We start from the raw sequence: 17,237 nt of genomic DNA on the forward strand, positions 1-17,237 counted from the left end.
TAGATTAAAATTATATCTTTTAATTAATTTACATCTCTGTTAGCTGATGTTTCCGATAAAGGAATTGGAATATGCATCTCACTTTCTAATGAAGAAGGTGTAGGATCTACTCCATCACCAAAAATAACGTCCTTATTATTTTCACTACCATAAAAAACCACAGCCTCGTTATGATGTTTGATTTCTTGAACAAAACGTCCTAAACCACGTCTTCTCATATAAAACCACTCATGAGCCTCACCATTCAATTCATACTCATATTCTTTCATAATTCTTTCACGGAAAGTATCTTGATCTGGTACAGAAGTTCCATCCCAATCAGCCGGTAAGGTCGTAGTACCTGTAGCTGTTGTTCTTGCTCTTAACAATACTTGATTCACATATTGATAAGCAGACCCTGGTCCGTTTAATTCATTTTCAACCTCTGCTCTTAATAATAACACCTCAGCATATCTTAATAAAACAATATTTAAGTTTGTTGTAACATTATTATAAGACGCGTCTTTATATTTATTAAGAAATGGGTATGCATTATTACCTCTGTTATTATTCTGAACTGGGAAAACCTTAAATTCATTTCCATTGTTTGTTCTAGTATAACTATTATACACATAAGTTTCTGTAAGTCTTGGATCTGCAATTGTTAAATCAAAGGTAACCGCTTTTCCTGCATTTCCTCCAGGAATAAAATCTACTGCTGGGTCTTTACCAGCATAATCAGCACCAGTTAAACCACCATACTGTAACACATGGTCACTAAACATTTCTTTATTTGGTCTAATACGTCCAAAAACTGTACTTCCAGCAGGTACAGATGGATGATCTGTAGAAATTACATCTCTAATAATATCATTTGATCTATCATCACCAAAAGCACCGTATTGTAATTCAAAAATAGATTCACTAGTATTTTGCACACCTTCTGCAAACAAATCTCCAAAGGTAGTCGTCATAGTATATCCTCCATTATTTATAACTTCATCCAATTCATCTGCTGCCTCTTGCCAAAAGTCGGTAATAACAGCTGAACTAATTTCAGATTCTAATACAGGGTCAAAGTTTGAAACATGTAACGTTGCATCATTCCTACCTGCAATAGTTACATAAACTTTTGCCAAGTAAGCATTTGCTGCATATTTTAAAACTCTCCCATCTTTATATTGACCTCTATCTGGCAACAATTGTGAAGCTAATTTTAAATCTGCTATAATTTGGCTATAAATTTCTTCCTCAGTACTATTTGCCAAATGAAGTTCATCTTTTGTTGGCGAAACCACTCTTAACGGTACTTCTCCAAACAAACGAACCAAATCAAAATATACTATAGCTCTAATAAAGAATGCCTGACCTAAACTTGTATCTCTATTTGACAAAGATGCTTTATCAGCTACATTTTCTATAATTTGATTAGCCGAGTTAATGGTTTGATACATCCCTAACCACACAGCATCTAAATTGATATTTGTGTTAGTAACATTTAAAGTATTTGCATCTTGATTAGCTCCTTGCTTAGAATTGTATTTACCTGAATGTGGCCATGTTAACAAACGTAATTTAGCACCGTAATAATCATATCCTTGCAATTGTGAATACATACCATTCACTGCTGTTTCTACACCTTCTACTGTAGAGAAAACCTGTTCTGGTGAATATTGTGTTTTAGGTTCAACTGTTAACTTACTATCAAAAGCATCTTCTAACAAATCACCACAACTGACAAACATTGTTGCCGATAATGTTAGAATTCCTATTATTTTTTTTGTGTTTTTCATCTCTATAATTTTTTAAAATCCAACATTTAACCCTATCATAAACGTACGTTGGTTAGGGAAAGATCCCCAATCTACACCACTCCTAGTAGGATCATAAGCAAAGCTGCTTACCTCAGGATCAAATCCTGAATAATTGGTCCATAAGTATAAGTTTTGTCCTGAAACAGATAATTTTGCACTATCTATAAAAGAAATATCATCAACAGGTAAGTTGTATCCTAAAGTTACATAGCTCAATCTTAAGAATGACCCATCCTCAACATTTCTGTCGTTAAATTCATCAGGGTAACTAGCTCCAGAACCTGCTCCTACACGTGGATAATTTCCATTAGGATTTGTAACAGGATCAAAGGCATCATAATACGCTTCTCTTCTTACGTTTTTAGACGTATTATTTGCATAAGCAGACTCCATGGTATTTCCGTTTGCTATTTCGTTACCATACACTCCATTAAACATGATGCTTGCTGAAAAGTTTTTATGTTCGAATGTAGATCCTAAACCATAGCTAAATTCTGGGTTTGGATTTCCAATAACTGTTTTATCATTATCATCAATATTTCCATCTCCATTTTGATCTATAAAATAAACATCTCCAACCTGTAATGGATTTCCTTTAAACTCAAGAGGATTTCCTGTAGCAGGAGAGGTTAACTGACTTGCATCACGAATAATTCCTTGTGTTGCATATCCATAAAACAAAGCCGCTTGTCTTCCTTCAATAAAAATGTTTGCTGCCTGTTTAAATACGTTACCTCCAGAAATTCTAGTTCCTTGAAAAGCTATTTGATCACCTAAAGCTCCAAATGCTGATTTTTCTAATCCTAATGCTTCAATTCTATTTCTACTAAAAGCTATATTTCCAAAAATACTCCAATTAGTGTTTTTTGTATTGATTACATCACCACTTAAAGAAACCTCTAGTCCTTTTGTAACTAAGTCTCCTTGATTTGATACAATACTCCCAAAACCTGTAGAAGGTGGTATTGGTGCCTTAATTAATAAGTTAGAACTGTTTTTATAATACACATCTACATTCCCCACTAATCTATCGTTAAAGAATCCAAAATCTATCCCTGCATTATACTGAGATGCATTTTCCCATAACAAATCTGGATTTGCTAAATTAATTGGCACTACTGCCGTTTCTTGAGAATCTCCAGCGTTTGAAATACCAGAACCAGTTCTATCGTAATATGTATTTGTTAAAAATGAAGGAATTCCTTGGTTTCCTACTTCACCATAACCTAATCTTACTTTTAAGTCAGATAGTATATCTTGATCTTGTAAAAACTCTTCTTGAATAGCCTTCCAAGCAAAAGAAAATGCTGGGAAATATCCAAATCTTGGTTTCAAAAACTTTGTACTACCATCAGCTCTAAAAGTACCTGTAAATAAATATTTATTAAACAAAGTATAATTTAAACGACCAATAAAAGAATAAATTTTCTCATCATCTTTAAACACATCATAAGGGTTGTATGATTGTCCATAAGAAATCCCATCTGACCTTAGAGATTTATCTGCAAAATTAGAAGAAGAATAGCTAGCTTTTTCTGTATTGATACCTTCCATTAAGAAACCTACAGTACCATTAATTTTATGATTCTTGTTAAAAGCTTTTCTAAACATTAATGTGTTATCAATGTTATAACGGAATCTATCCATAATACTCAACCCTGCAATACCATTGTTTTGCTGACCTTTTCTAAGTCCAACACCGTACCAGAATCTTCTTTCCTTCTTTCTATAGTCCGCTCCTACTCTTAATCTATAAGTAAATTCATCACTTATTTTATAATCCGCTTGAACACGTCCTAATAAACGAGTTTCATCAGCTAAATCATCATACTCTTCTGTCCAAGCTCTAGGTCCGTCTAATGCTTGATCAACATCTTCGTTATCTTGATTATTATCTGATAAATTTAAGATTGGTGCCGCTAAAATTACCTGACGTACCATACTATTGTTTGCTCCTCCTAAATCATCAGCACCACGATTTGCAGACAATTCGGTATAAGAACCAGATAACTTTACTCCAATTTTAAGACGGCTATTTAAGTCTTGATTTAAGTTTAAGTTAAAATCTGTTGCTTTAGCTTCTGCATTAGGAAAAGTTCCTTGATTTGATAAGATCCCTCCAGAGATATAATAATCTCCAGTATCAGTACCTCCAGAAACAGTCAATCTATTTCTTCTAATTAAAGCCATCTTATAAGTATCTTTAGCCCAATCTACACCTTGTACCAATGTAGGCTCACTACCTGTTGTATAAGCACTTCCATCAGGATTAATTGTATACGCAGGTGACTGACCTAAATTCACTCTCATCTGATTTTGATATTCCATATACTCATTGGTATCTAAAACATCAATATTACGTACTACAGAACCAACACTTGTTGTGTTTAAATAAGTAAACTTAGCATCTCCTTTTTTACCTTTTTTGGTAGTAATTAAAATTACTCCATTAGAAGCACGAGATCCATAAATAGCTGTAGCAGATGCATCTTTTAACACTTCAATACTTTCGATATCAGCAGGATTTACTCCAGTTAATCCTCCTTGTGGTGGTGTACCACCTCCTAATGGATCATCAGTATCATCTGTTACTCCTCCCATTACAATACCATCTACTACGTATAAAGGTTCAGAGTTCCCAGTAATACTACTCAATCCACGAATTCTAACCGAAACAGAAGCACCAGGCTCAGCACCATTAGCACTTACTTGTACCCCTGCTGCTCTACCTCTAAGAACACTTTCAATATCTTGAGATTGAGCTACTACATCTTCTGACGGTTTGATTGAGCTAATAGCTCCTGTAATATCTTTCTTATCTACAGAACCATATCCAATAACAACAACCTCATCTAAAACTTCTGAAGATTGTTCTAGTAATACTTTATAAGTATTTCCTGGTTTAACTTCTAAGTTTTTTACCTCATAACCTATGTATGAAAACTCTAAAACAGCTTTTGAAGATTCAAGTTTAACTGTAAAGTTTCCATCAAAATCGGTAATAGTTCCTCTAGAACTTCCCTTAATTAAAACAGTAACCCCTGGAATAGGTAGTCCTGTTTGATCTGATACAACTCCTGTTACATTACCCCCTGCCTGTGCGAACAGCATAGTTGGTAATAATAACATAAGGAATATTAAAAATGATACATTTCTCATAATTAGTTAAATATGTATTTAGTTAGTATCTCAAATGTAATTTCTTTTGTAGGATATTATGGTTTGATATAAGTCTGATAAGGTTTAATATAAAACTCAACTAGTTCTTAAACTGTCCATTTATAGACAATTAACTTAAATATAATGATTATATCATAAAAAAAGACCTCGATGATTAAACTAAAGTTAATCTTCGAGGTCTTTTTTTACCAATTAAACAACCTATTATTCTTTGTGATTTTAAATAGCTATTAAAACACAAGAACTAATGAAGTATAAAGGTGTTATTTTCCAGATGGATCATTAAGACTTTGTAGGAAACCACTTGGAGTAGTATCAAAATACTTTTTAAAAGAAGTACTAAAATATTTAGGGTTTGAAAAACCTGAGTGATAAGCAACTTCTTTAATACTCATTCCTCCTTTTACTAAAAGTTCTTTAGCGTGTTTTAGCTTTGTATGAATGATAAAATCTTGTGGAGACATATCAATCAATTCTTTTAATTTTACATATAATGATGTTCTACTATAACCAACGCTTTCGCATAAATTATTTACAGAAAAAGAACCATCTTTCATATTTACTGTAATAATTTCTTCTAACTTTTCTATAAACTCAATATCTAATTCGTTTTTAGAATGAATAGCAATTTTTACATCTCCCTCATGTACATATTTTTCTTTTAGTTTTAATTGGTATTTTAATGTGTTTACAATTTTTGCTATTAAAATATCTATATCTACAGGCTTTTCTAAATACTCGGCCACCCCACTCTCTAAACTTTCTAATTTATTTGATGAGCTATTTAATACCGTTAACATAAACACAGGAATGTGTGTTAAGTCTTCATCTGCTTTTAACATTTTACAAAGCTCAACTCCATCCACTTCTGGCATAATTAAATCAGTAATAATTACATCTGGAATTTCTTTTTTAGCAACATCAAACCCTTCTTTACCATTAGCAGCCTCATATATTTTAAAATAAGGTTTTAAGTTAGTAGTAATTACTTTTCTTAATTCATTATTATCTTCTACAATTAAAATTTTGGTATTGATAAATTCTCTTAACCCTTTAATGGTTAAAGCATCATTCTCTACATTTTTTTCTTCAACAAACTCATCTGCATTATTGGCATTATTTCTTAAAAACTCTTTAAACTGATCTTTTATTTCAATGTAAAAAGTAGTCCCTTTGTTTTCTTCACTTGAAAAAGCAATGGTACCCCCTGTTTTTTCTATCAACGATTTTATCATCATTAAACCAAGTCCTGTTCCTGGCTTTTGACTATTGACCACATTACGAGCTCTATAATTTCTTTTTAGGATGTATTTTTGCTGATCTTTTGGAATACCTATTCCATCATCAGAAATTCTAATCGTTAATTTTCCTTTATTTCTCTCTAAAAATTCAATAACAATATGCCCACCATCATTGGTGTATTTAATAGCGTTTGACAATAAATTGTAAAATATTTTATTAAATATTTCCTTATCAAAATAAACAAACTCATTTAAGTAATTGTTTTCTAACTCAATAGTAATATTTTTTTCTTGATACAAGGGTTTAAAACTTGTTATTAAGCCTTGAACATATGTTTCTAATCTAATTTGAGAAATGTCTTGAATAATTTTACCTGCAGTACTTGCTTTTTGAAAATTCAACATTTGTTCAAACAAAGAATTTAACCTTTTGATGGTTTTCTTTATTTGAAAGTTCGCATTTTCTCCAGAATTTTTTTCTCTTGAAGCACTTTCTAAAGATGACAATAAAATAGCCATTGGAGTTTTTAACTCGTGTGTTAAATTGTTAAAAAAGTTAATTTGATCATCGGCATTCTTTTTATTTACTGATAATTTAGTTAACTGAACAATAACAATAAGTAACAATATAAAGACTATAAAATATAGCATGTAGGCTTGTGAAGTTGCCCACCAAGGCGCCATAATAACAATTTTAATTTGTCTTTCTGGCCCCCATTTTCCAAACCTATTCATAGCCTTTACCTTAAACAAATACTCTCCATAGTTTAAGTTTGTATACCCCACTTCGTTATTTTTTTGTGGTGTAATCCATTCGTCATCAAAACCTTCTAAACGCCAAGAATATTTAACTTTAGATGGTGAATTATGTAGAACTCCTACAAATTTAAAGTAAATAGAATTTTGACTATGGGTTAGTTTGATTTGATCAACCTTATCAATTTGTTTGGTTAAAACTCCCTGACCTGGAACCTGTTCTTGGTTAAATAATCTAAATTCCTCGAATACAATTTCTGGTAAATGTTGCTTGGTAATTACATTTTCTGGATTAAAATAGACCACCCCTTCTGTACCACCAAAAAACAGTTCGTTATTAATTTTAGCATAACTTCCGTAGTTAAACTCTGTGCTTAGTGCCCCATCTAGCTTATCAAAAGTATTGATAATGGTATCTTTTTGAGCAATCTTAACATTTACAATTCCTTTGGCTGTACTTAACCAAAACTCATTCTGATTCCAAAATATTCCTGCCTGAATAATATCGGTAGGTAAACCAGAACTTTTATCAAAGAAATTAACTTTTTTAGTTTTAGTATCATAAAATACAATTCCCGATCCGTTTGTTGTCAGTAGTACTTTATCTTTTTCATATTCTATGATTGACGTAATAATTAAGTATTGATTTTTATCTGATTTAAGTTCTGATATTGGAGCAATAGCTTTATCCTTAATACTTAATAAAAAAGCGCCATTTTCATTTCCTAAAATTAAATCACCATCCTCTTTTACCAAAATACTTCTTACTCCGCCTATAGGGAATTTTCTTATTTCCCCATCTTTTGTGATACAAGCCAAATCTGAAGTAATTCCTCCTACCCAAATATTTCCTTCTAAATCTTTCTTAATTACATATATTTTATCAATTGGAAATTTTACTCCATTATAGGTGTTATAATCCTTAACTTTTAAAGTATTGATATTAATTTTTTTTAACCCTTCTCCATAAAATCCTGCCCACATGTCATTTCCATCAGACTCTAAAGCCAGTACAACTCCTTTACCTAATAAGATATTTTTCCATTGGTTCTTTTTTCTATCCCAAATACTAATTCCGTCTTTGGTTCCAAACCAAATTTTACCATTTTCATCTGTTGCAATTGCTCGAGTAAAATTGTCATACAAACTGTTTTTATCATTTAACTTGTGGGTTATTTTTTTAAAAACAGATTTACTATTATTCCAAGAATTTACTCCACCACCATAAGTTGCAACCCAAAGAATATTCTCTCTATCAATCATTACATCATATACTCCATTACTAGATAAAGAATGAATATTGTCTTGACTATGATCTATATGAGTTAATAATTTAAAGTTTTTATTTAGGTACAGAACTCCCTCACCATCGGTAGCTACATAATAATTCCCTAAATCATCTTTAATAAGATCTCTAATAGCACTACCTTTTAAAGAAATGCCCTTAAATGTTATTGGTGTAAAATTCTGAAAGTTTTTATCTACTTTATATAACCCATCACTTCCTGTTCCAACTAAATAACCATTAGTAGTTTCTAACAGACTAAAAACTCTGATATTGTTATTGGTTAAAGTATTCTGAAGATATTTTTTGTTTTGTGGATCTAATTTATAAATAGAAGATTCTGAACCTATTAATATACTTTTATCACTACTTGGATAGACAATATCTGAACTAATCTTATCAAATTCCCTTTTAAAAGAAAAACCAGTTGTAGTTTCAGAAATTTTCCAAACTCCATTTCTAGCCGCTATCCAAATATCTCCATAAGCATCTTCTGTAATAGACCTTACAATAAATGGATCTATTAAATTTTCGGAAGTCATTTTTGTAAACACATCTTTGTCAGAAAGATATAAACACACACCTCTTCTTCCTCCCATCCAAACCCTATTTTTAGAATCTATAAAAACAGTATTTGCACGGTTTCCTATTTCGGCCGGAATCCCATTATATTTATTATACGTTTTAAAAAAATTAGAGTTGTATTTAATAACACCATCTTCTGATGCAATCCAAATATTCCCTACAGAATCTTGTTCTACAGCATAAGTAATGCTTTGAGCAACTCCTTTCTCATCCGATAATTTTTCAAAGTCTCTAGACTCTTGAGCTATTCCCAAAAAAGCGAACAATACCGAAACAAAACAGCTAACTTTTAATTTTCTTAACAAACCTTTATTTTTTATAGTATTTCAGAATGTAAAATAACCATTTTATCTTTATTTTAATAATGATTATTTGGTTATTTAAGTTCAAGATACAACCAATTACAGGCTATTATTAACTAAACAGCCTTATTCTAGTAAAATCTAACTCTTTATATTAAAAATGTGAAGGTCTTTTTATCCACTCAAACAAACTTTAATATTGATTATACCGGTCTGAAAAAATTTAAGAAAAGAAGACTAATACCAAAATTTATGAACGATAAAAATATAATCATGGAAAATTGTATCAAAAAGAAAAGCCTTTAATGTTAAAACATTAAAGGCTTTTTAGTAGCGGGAACTGGACTCGAACCAGTGACCTTCGGGTTATGAGCCCGACGAGCTACCTACTGCTCTATCCCGCGATTTGGATTGCAAATATAAGTGATATCAACGATTCTCACAACTAAAAACAAAAAAATATTTGATGAATAATTATACACTGTTAAAAGCATCATATTCATATCTTTGAATAAATCATTAAACAAATCTTATGTTATCTAAAGCATGTAAATATGCTGTTAGAGCAATTTTATATTTGGCTATTAACTCTGATGAGTCTAAAAAAATAGGGATTAAAAAAATTGCCGAAGCGCTAGAAACTCCACAACCGTTTTTAGCCAAACTTTTACAACAGTTAAGTACTCATCATTTAGTTTCGTCTTCCAAAGGACCTGGTGGTGGTTTTTATCTTACAGAAAAAGATTTAGAAATTACACTTTGGGACATTGTCTTAAATATTGATGGTGCTGAAAAATTTAATGAATGTTTTTTGGGACTTTCTGTATGTAGCGACTCCCATCCTTGTCCAGCCCATCATATTGTAAAACCTTTTAGAGATACTATTTTGTGTGATTTTAAACATAAAAATATTTTACAACTAAAAGAGGAAATAGAAAATAAAGGAACTTTTTTATCCTTAAAACTATTGGTAGAATAAAAAAGATGTGTCCTCAACTCCATAAAAATTAAGAACACATCTGAACAAAAACAAAAAACTATATTATATAAAAATATTTTTCTTGTGATAATGTCTTAAAGCATGTTCTTTTTGTCTTCCAGAACTAAAGTTAGAGACTCTTTTTAAATAACCAATTACCCTTGTAGCATGATCAACATTATGTGAACCGCAACTAGTGCATTGATATAGCGTTCGCTTATCTATATACTCACAGTTATTACAAATGGTAATTTTTATATTAAAACAAAAATAATTACAACCTGCTTTTGCCGTAGCCCCAATTAACTTTTCGAACCCTTTTGCATTGAGCGTTTCTTCTAAATTTAAATGTAAAGCCGAACCTCCATCTAAATATTGAATAAACTCTTTACCGTGTAATATAATTTTATCAAGACTATTTATTTGATTATCATCTACTGCATAAAAATAAGAGTTGTAACAATCTCGTTGTACCTCAAAACCATCTTGTTTATCCCATTTTGCATTCTTAACCCCTAAATTTTCGGCAGGCACAAATTCTGTATTAAACATATATCCCCATTCTTCTTTAGCTTTTCGGTTTTCGTCATAAATATCTTTTAAATATTTATTAATAAACTTTTTATATTCATCTGTATTTGCTGCTTTAATCCCTAGACTTTCTGCTGCTTCTACCATTCCATTAACTCCAATAGTTAAAAATTGTTTGTCTAGAGTAATAAAACCAGATTGATATACAGGAAGTAATCCTGCTTGGTTATATTCATCCATAAGTTTACGATATGCTACTTGGTATTTGTGGATTTTTTTAACCTCTTTTTTGATGTTTTTTCCTTGCTGAATTAAACGATTCATATTTAAGGTAATTACATTTATAGATCCAGTAGCCACGCCTCCAGCTCCTAATGAGTAACTAAAAGTATGATCTGTAATTTCATTTCTTAACCTACAACAAGAAGCTAAACTATCTGCATTTTCTGATTGATAAATAAAGAATGAATTTCCTTCGCTTAATTCTTTAGCACACATTTGTGTAAATTCTTTGTCTATAGGAGTACCATCTTTTACTAACATGGCTGCGGTAACTACCGGAAATGTTAAAATGGCTTTATTTCTTTCTTTGTTAAACCAAGTCATAAAAAAAGCTTGTAATCTTTTTAACCTTTGCCAACAAGGTTTTTCCATATTTGGAAATACAAAATCTTTAAACATACTTTCAAAATAGGATTGATCATATAAAGAAATATTCCAAAAGACAGATTGATAGCCTCTAGCAGCAGCTGGTTGGTTTACAGCATATACTACATGTTGCAAGTGATTTTCTATGGTCTTTTTATTGGTTTCTAAATAATTTTCTCCGTAATCTACTTTTGCAAAATGATCAAAATACATTAAAAACTCAACCGTAGCCAAAGCTCCAGCGAATTGAGAACTAACTGCAAACACAAGATTTACAAACTCCCCACAAAAACTTTCTAAATGCTTTGGTGCCCTACTTTCTCCTCCTAATTTGGTTAAACCATCAATTAAAAAAGGATACATACTAATAGAAACACAGTAGGGTTTTAAAGAAGTTTCATCATGCACATAAATTTCGTGATTCTCTATTTGCCTTACATATTCATCTGCCAATTCCTGTCCAAATAACTCAGCTATTTTTCTGCTTACCAAAGCCCTATTTATCTGAATATTTATGTCTTTATTCAATTCAGCTTCCATAGTGGCAATATTTTTTGAAGTAACATTGGCATTGGCATCTACCTTTGAACCATCAGCTGCATTTTGCGAATACAAATAATGTGATATAAAATTTATTTTTTGATTGATTTGGGTTTCTGTTAATCTTATCATAACTATTTATTTTTTTTGAAAGAGATAATTTAAATTCTTATTGGTTTTTACTTCTGTAAATATTTGATTCGTTGTTGATTTATCTAAGCCTCCTAAATCAGAAATCCACTCACCTGTTTTTAGCCAAGTTAATTCCTGTTCTATTTTTTGATCAACTTTTTTTAACCCCGTATACAAACAGGTTTTATAGTCCATTTTCTTAGCTATTTTCAACTTTTTTATCAATTCAACTTCTTCCCATTCCCCTCCCATAAACAATACACAGGTTGCATAGTTTTTATATTTTTCTAATATCTGCTGATACATAATATTCGTTAAAAACTCCCCATTTTCTTTTTTAAATAAAAAGGGTGAATGACATCCTTTACATCTTAAAGGACAACCACATATTGAAAAACAAAGACTAATTTCATTTGGCACTTCTTGAAAAGCTATTTGAAAACGATAATAATACATAAAAAGACCTTTTTATCTTTTATAAAGATAAAATTTATATCATTGCTTAAAAAAAATATATTTCTAACTTATCAAAAGAGTTATTAACATGTCTTTTAAAAGATATCTATAAAACAATAAGACAAGCATCCTCTTCTTCTTGTAGATTTTAAATAGAATTTTAATGAAGCTTACTTAAAACTTTATCAATAGGAAAATCATCAGAAGTTTTAACAATCCAATCTTTTAGCATTTGCCTGTGTAAGGCTATTTGTTCTTGATGTTTTTTTAAATGTACCAATGAATTCATTTCTCCTGGATCATTTTTTAAATCAAAAAACTGCTCTGGGTTTTCGCCTCCATCAAACAAAAAATATTTAAACTGACTGCTAACCAACATTCTCCCTTCAAACACTTTTCCTTTGGGTTTATTATTTTCTTTTTGGATGAGTTCTGAAACCACATAATCTCTTTTTATATCAGCTTTTTTTGACTGTTTTAAAACATAGGGAGTTAAATTTTCTCCTTGTAAATGTTGATTTAATTCTACTCCTGCAATTTTACAAATGGTAGGATATAAATCCAATCCGCTTGAAGTTAAAGTCTCTTTATCTATAATTCCAGACTTTGTGTGTCCTTTCCAAGATATTACAAATGGTACATTGATGGATTCTTCGTAAAAATTCATTTTTTGATTCCACTTATGTGCTCCATGTCCATCGCCATGATCTGAAGTATAAAAAATAATGGTATCATCTAACAATCCTTTTTCTTCTAGAGCATTCACAATATTTAAAATATGATTGTCCATTTTTTCTACCAATCTATCATATCCATATGCGTATTGCCTCCATTCTTTTTCTGTCCAATATTTTACAGGATGTTTACCAAAATTCACCTTATCACTTGGATCTGGATTTCTTCTTGTATAAAATCCTTCTGCTTCATTTCTTGGAATGTTAAAATTTTCGGGTAAAGGCGGACACTTGTCAAGCTCCATATCTTCTACTACAGCACCATCGTGATAATCATCGCCAAGACCAGAAATATTTCTAGCCAATTCGCAGCAATCATGTGGGTTTAAAAGTGAGGCAACTAAAAAAAATGGTTTGTTATGTGATTTTTTAATATAATCAATAGAAAGATTCGCGGTTTTAGAATCGTTATACTCTCTTTTGTAAGTATCAAACCCATGCCAATCTGGTACTTTTGCAATTTTAGAATTAGACACATGCCATTTTCCAAAATAAGCAGTATTGTAGCCAACATTTTTTAAAGCCTTACCAATAGAGGTATATTCCATTAAATTTTTATTGCTTTTACTTGGCATCATTCCTGTTATTATAGAAGCCCTAGAAGCCATACAAACAGGATAAGTACAATAACTTCTTGTAAAAGTTACTCCCTCCGAAGCCAACTTATCAATCCCTGGAGTTTTTACATATTTATAGCCTGTTTGAGTCATAATTCTTCCTGAATGTTGATCCGAAATAATTAATAAAACATTTGGTTTTTTAGGCCTAACTTGGGAATATGAATATTGTGTGAGCAACAACAATACACTTAAGCTGATGATTTTTTTATACAATTTCATGCTTTTCTTTTTATGTTATTTTTTAGCCAATAGTTTTAACATTTCGTTGGCATATCTTTGTCCTAAAATTCTCTGACTTTTACTATCAAAATGAGTTTTATCAATGGTACTCAATCCTTCTGTAGTAACCACCGCAACATTATTTATATGATTTGGTAGCTCTAAAATCATTTTATTAAAATTATTTCTCAACGGTTTGTCTGATGATAATTGCCCTACCACAACAGGTAAATTGAGTTGATTTAAATCTGTTCTTAATGCTTGAATCAAAGCTATTATTTGAGGTGTATATTTTTTATATCTAGAACTGTTTGCTTCTCCTTGATGCCAAATAATTCCTTTTAAAACTCCTCCTGTTTTTAAAGCTTTTTTAGTTTGACTAATAGCTTCACTATACAATAAACCTCCAGGTTTCCATGCCTCTATAGAAGTTCCTCCTTTAGCATTTACAATTAAGCCAATGGTGCTGCTTGGGTTTTCTTGTGCCATCGTCTTTGCAAATCCATAACTTGGACTCAACTTTTGCATTCGCATTTCTTTTCTTACTGTTGAGTATTTATTAAAAGGATTTGCTGCCTTTTCCCAAGCTTTGTGTTCTTGCCCTGTGAACAACAATACATTGGCTAAAGTATCTTTGTCAATATCTTCTATAGTAGCACGTCCTGCCATGTTAGATTGCCCTATGCATAAATAAACATCCAAAGGTTTAGCATTGTTGTTTACTATGTTGCTTGTTGATTTACATTGGCAAAACAATAATACCAAGGATAATAAAAGTAATTTGTAATATTTCATTATCAAATTTGTTTGGTTTGATGATTTCTTATTTTTTGAGTTTTGCTACTGCAATTCCAAATTCTCCTGAGACTGAATAATAAAGATAGACTTCATCGTTATCATCCACTAAAATAGCAGGATCTCTTAATTCGTGTACAGGCTTTTTAGAAAAACCTTTTACTGATTTTTTAATAGGTAAATGAGCACCCTCGTAATCCATTTCTGGTTTTAATATTTCTTTTGGAGCGCTAGCTTTCCAATTTTTCCATGATCCTCCTGAAAGATTTACTTCACAACTAAGAATTCGCTCAGGAGCATCTCCTTTTTGTGAATAAAACACCACAAGCTTGTCACCGTCTAAATGAACAGCTGTATGTCTTACTTTAGGTAATATTGTGGCTCCTTTCTTAAAAGGTTCTATACCGTTTTTAGAATGATAAAACGCTCCTTTAACCAAAGCATAATATGCTGATTTATATTTAAAAACACGAAAATAAGAAGGACCTAATACGGTTTCTGAAGCGATAAAATCCATCCCATCTTTAGAAGTACTCAAAAACGTTTTTTGTCCTGATTTATCTTGATTATACCCATGGAAATACATTCTGACGGTTTTGGCTTCATTATCTACAATAACATCTGGTGAAGCAATATGACCTTTCGCAGCAGTTTTATCTATATCAAGCACTCCTGGCTTGTATATTGTCCAAGGGCCAATAGGAGAATCCGCATAAGCCAAGCGAATAAACTTACCGTGGTGATGCGCAAAATACATATAATATTTACCTAAAGGATTTTCAACCCAATTGGGTACTTTAATAACAGAAGGTCCATTGATGTTTTCACCCAACCTACCCTCTAAACCTTCCATATCTGGAGAAATGATAGGATTGTTTTTTAATCTACTAAACTCGTAATTTCCAAACCCTGAATGATTTTTTATAGAAACACAGGAAACAACTGCGATAAACATCAAAATAAAACAGACAGAAACTGTTTTAAAATGTGTGATTTTAATTCTCATGATGATCAAAATAATTTATTAAATCGTAAACACGATTGTTTAATGCTTTCATTTTCTCTAACATAGCCGTCCAAGGTTTATAGTCACTTGTTACAATACCTTTATTGGCATCTATATTAGAAGGATCTACCCCTTTAGCCGTTGGATCGTTATCTTGATATTTAAAATAATGCCATCCCACACAATTTTTTGATGCTAACAAAGCCAAATTGTAGTTTTGATAAAATAGCCCTCTATCTTTTTGAGTTCTTACAATCCAACCTGCTCCGCTAGTATTTCCCATTCCTGAATCTTCTCCTTTTACATAATACTCTGTAATTATAAATGGTCTCCCAGACCATTTAGTCCAATTCACTAAATCTGTTTTATCTGGAGTCCAATGATTGTAATAATTGTTAGAAATAATATCTAAATGTTTACCCGCAGCTTTCATAAACGCCGCGTGATTTTTTTCTTCGCTGTAAAAACGAGCTCCAATATACATATGGTTTGGATCGTATTTTTTAATCGCCTTAGAAACTATTGAAAAATAAGTATCCCCAACATAGGCCATAAATAAATCACGATGAGTATCTGTAATTTCTGCTTTGGTAATTCCATTTTCTTTTAACCAATCAATCGCAGCTTTATAGCCGTGCTCATTTTTTGGCAACTTTAAATAATTATCTAGAGCCTTTTGTTTAAAAGGCATTTCGTTATCAGAAAAATGTCCAAATAAATTAGGATCGTCTTTATATTTCAATAATTGTTTGGCATGTTCATCGCAAAAAGTTTTAAACTCTGGATCAAAAACAAAAATAGCATCCTTAGGATATCCTGTATGCCCTGCTTGTTGATGAGTACCTCCACGTTTACGACCATAACTGCTCATAAAATTCCAGTTAACGGTATAAGCCAAAGGTTTTTCTAAAGTTTTGTTAGCCTCAATAATAGCCTCAACATCAGACCACGAACCCGCACAGTTAAAGCCATGATTTTGTAACATTTCTACAGTTTGATGTATCCAATTTTCTTTATTACCAAACTTTTCTTTAAACGCAACTTTGCTTCCTTTTGACTTTCCTGTATTGATACTATTTAGTGAGATATTAAAATATTTATATCCTAAAGGATCTATCCCCCACCAACGTCCATCTATTTTTTTAACATGGAAAAAACCTGTTGCAAATTTTGTTTTATCTGCCATCAAACCTCCATATTTACTCAATTTTGATAAAGACTTTTCTTTATTAAAATTAGGCAACAATTCTAACGTTTGTGTTTTAAAAGGTTGATATTCTTTATAGGTTCTAGTGCCATCTTTATGATATACTCTTACTCTAGCATCTACTAAAATATAATCTTGCTCTGTTTTTGCTTGAGCGTACGTTTTAGCACTGCTCCATCCAACTAAAATGATAAAAAGGTATATTGATTTTTTCATATTGTTTAAAAA

10 protein-coding genes and 1 tRNA gene are annotated in these 17,237 nt (G+C 31.3%); 1 reads left to right on the forward strand and 10 read right to left on the reverse strand.

Features of this window, described 5'->3' with window-relative positions; genetic code table 11:
- Positions 1–23: 23 nt before the first annotated feature.
- The 4 genes from AXE80_RS10355 to AXE80_RS10370 all read right to left on the reverse strand — a co-directional run bounded on the left by AXE80_RS10355 (position 24) and on the right by AXE80_RS10370 (position 9,546).
- Entirely contained in the window at positions 24–1,772 is a 1,749-nt protein-coding gene (locus AXE80_RS10355) for a RagB/SusD family nutrient uptake outer membrane protein (RefSeq protein WP_068827001.1), read from the reverse strand.
- Positions 1,773–1,784: 12 nt separating this feature from the next.
- Positions 1,785–4,922 carry a SusC/RagA family TonB-linked outer membrane protein gene (locus AXE80_RS10360; RefSeq protein WP_068827004.1) on the reverse strand — a complete coding sequence of 1,046 codons (3,138 nt, stop codon included), beginning with the start codon at positions 4,920–4,922 and terminating at the stop codon, positions 1,785–1,787.
- 314 nt (positions 4,923–5,236) lie between these two features.
- Complete coding sequence (locus AXE80_RS10365; protein ID WP_157359392.1) at positions 5,237–9,145, reverse strand: hybrid sensor histidine kinase/response regulator transcription factor; 3,909 nt, start codon at positions 9,143–9,145, stop codon at positions 5,237–5,239.
- Positions 9,146–9,473: 328 nt separating this feature from the next.
- Positions 9,474–9,546: transfer RNA gene (locus AXE80_RS10370), tRNA-Met, on the reverse strand.
- Positions 9,547–9,674: 128 nt separating this feature from the next.
- Between AXE80_RS10370 and AXE80_RS10375 the strand changes: the two genes are divergently transcribed.
- Positions 9,675–10,121, forward strand: coding sequence for an RrF2 family transcriptional regulator (locus AXE80_RS10375; RefSeq protein WP_068827010.1), 447 nt, complete (start codon positions 9,675–9,677; stop codon positions 10,119–10,121).
- Between the two features lie 63 nt (positions 10,122–10,184).
- Here AXE80_RS10375 and nrdD read toward each other — a convergent pair whose 3' ends face one another.
- From nrdD to AXE80_RS10405, 6 genes are all read right to left on the reverse strand, one after another.
- Positions 10,185–11,972, reverse strand: coding sequence for an anaerobic ribonucleoside-triphosphate reductase (nrdD, locus tag AXE80_RS10380; RefSeq protein ID WP_068827012.1), 1,788 nt, complete (start codon positions 11,970–11,972; stop codon positions 10,185–10,187).
- A 6-nt stretch (positions 11,973–11,978) separates the two neighbouring features.
- On the reverse strand, positions 11,979–12,428 hold the full coding sequence (gene nrdG / locus AXE80_RS10385) for an anaerobic ribonucleoside-triphosphate reductase activating protein (RefSeq protein ID WP_068827014.1): 450 nt from the start codon (positions 12,426–12,428) through the stop codon (positions 11,979–11,981).
- A 160-nt stretch (positions 12,429–12,588) separates the two neighbouring features.
- Complete coding sequence (locus tag AXE80_RS10390; protein ID WP_083194649.1) at positions 12,589–14,001, reverse strand: sulfatase family protein; 1,413 nt, start codon at positions 13,999–14,001, stop codon at positions 12,589–12,591.
- Between the two features lie 15 nt (positions 14,002–14,016).
- Positions 14,017–14,796 (reverse strand): sialate O-acetylesterase, encoded by a 780-nt coding sequence (locus tag AXE80_RS10395; RefSeq protein ID WP_068827018.1) that lies wholly within the window; start codon positions 14,794–14,796, stop codon positions 14,017–14,019.
- A gap of 28 nt (positions 14,797–14,824) precedes the next feature.
- A complete protein-coding gene (locus AXE80_RS10400) occupies positions 14,825–15,802 on the reverse strand; it encodes a glycoside hydrolase family protein (protein WP_206208118.1) in 978 nt (325 codons plus the stop codon).
- On the reverse strand, positions 15,792–17,225 hold the full coding sequence (locus AXE80_RS10405; protein ID WP_068828862.1) for an agarase: 1,434 nt from the start codon (positions 17,223–17,225) through the stop codon (positions 15,792–15,794). The genes AXE80_RS10400 and AXE80_RS10405 overlap by 11 nt, the downstream gene beginning before the upstream one ends.
- Positions 17,226–17,237: the final 12 nt, after the last annotated feature.

Source organism: Wenyingzhuangia fucanilytica, assembly GCF_001697185.1.
Classification (GTDB): domain Bacteria; phylum Bacteroidota; class Bacteroidia; order Flavobacteriales; family Flavobacteriaceae; genus Wenyingzhuangia; species Wenyingzhuangia fucanilytica.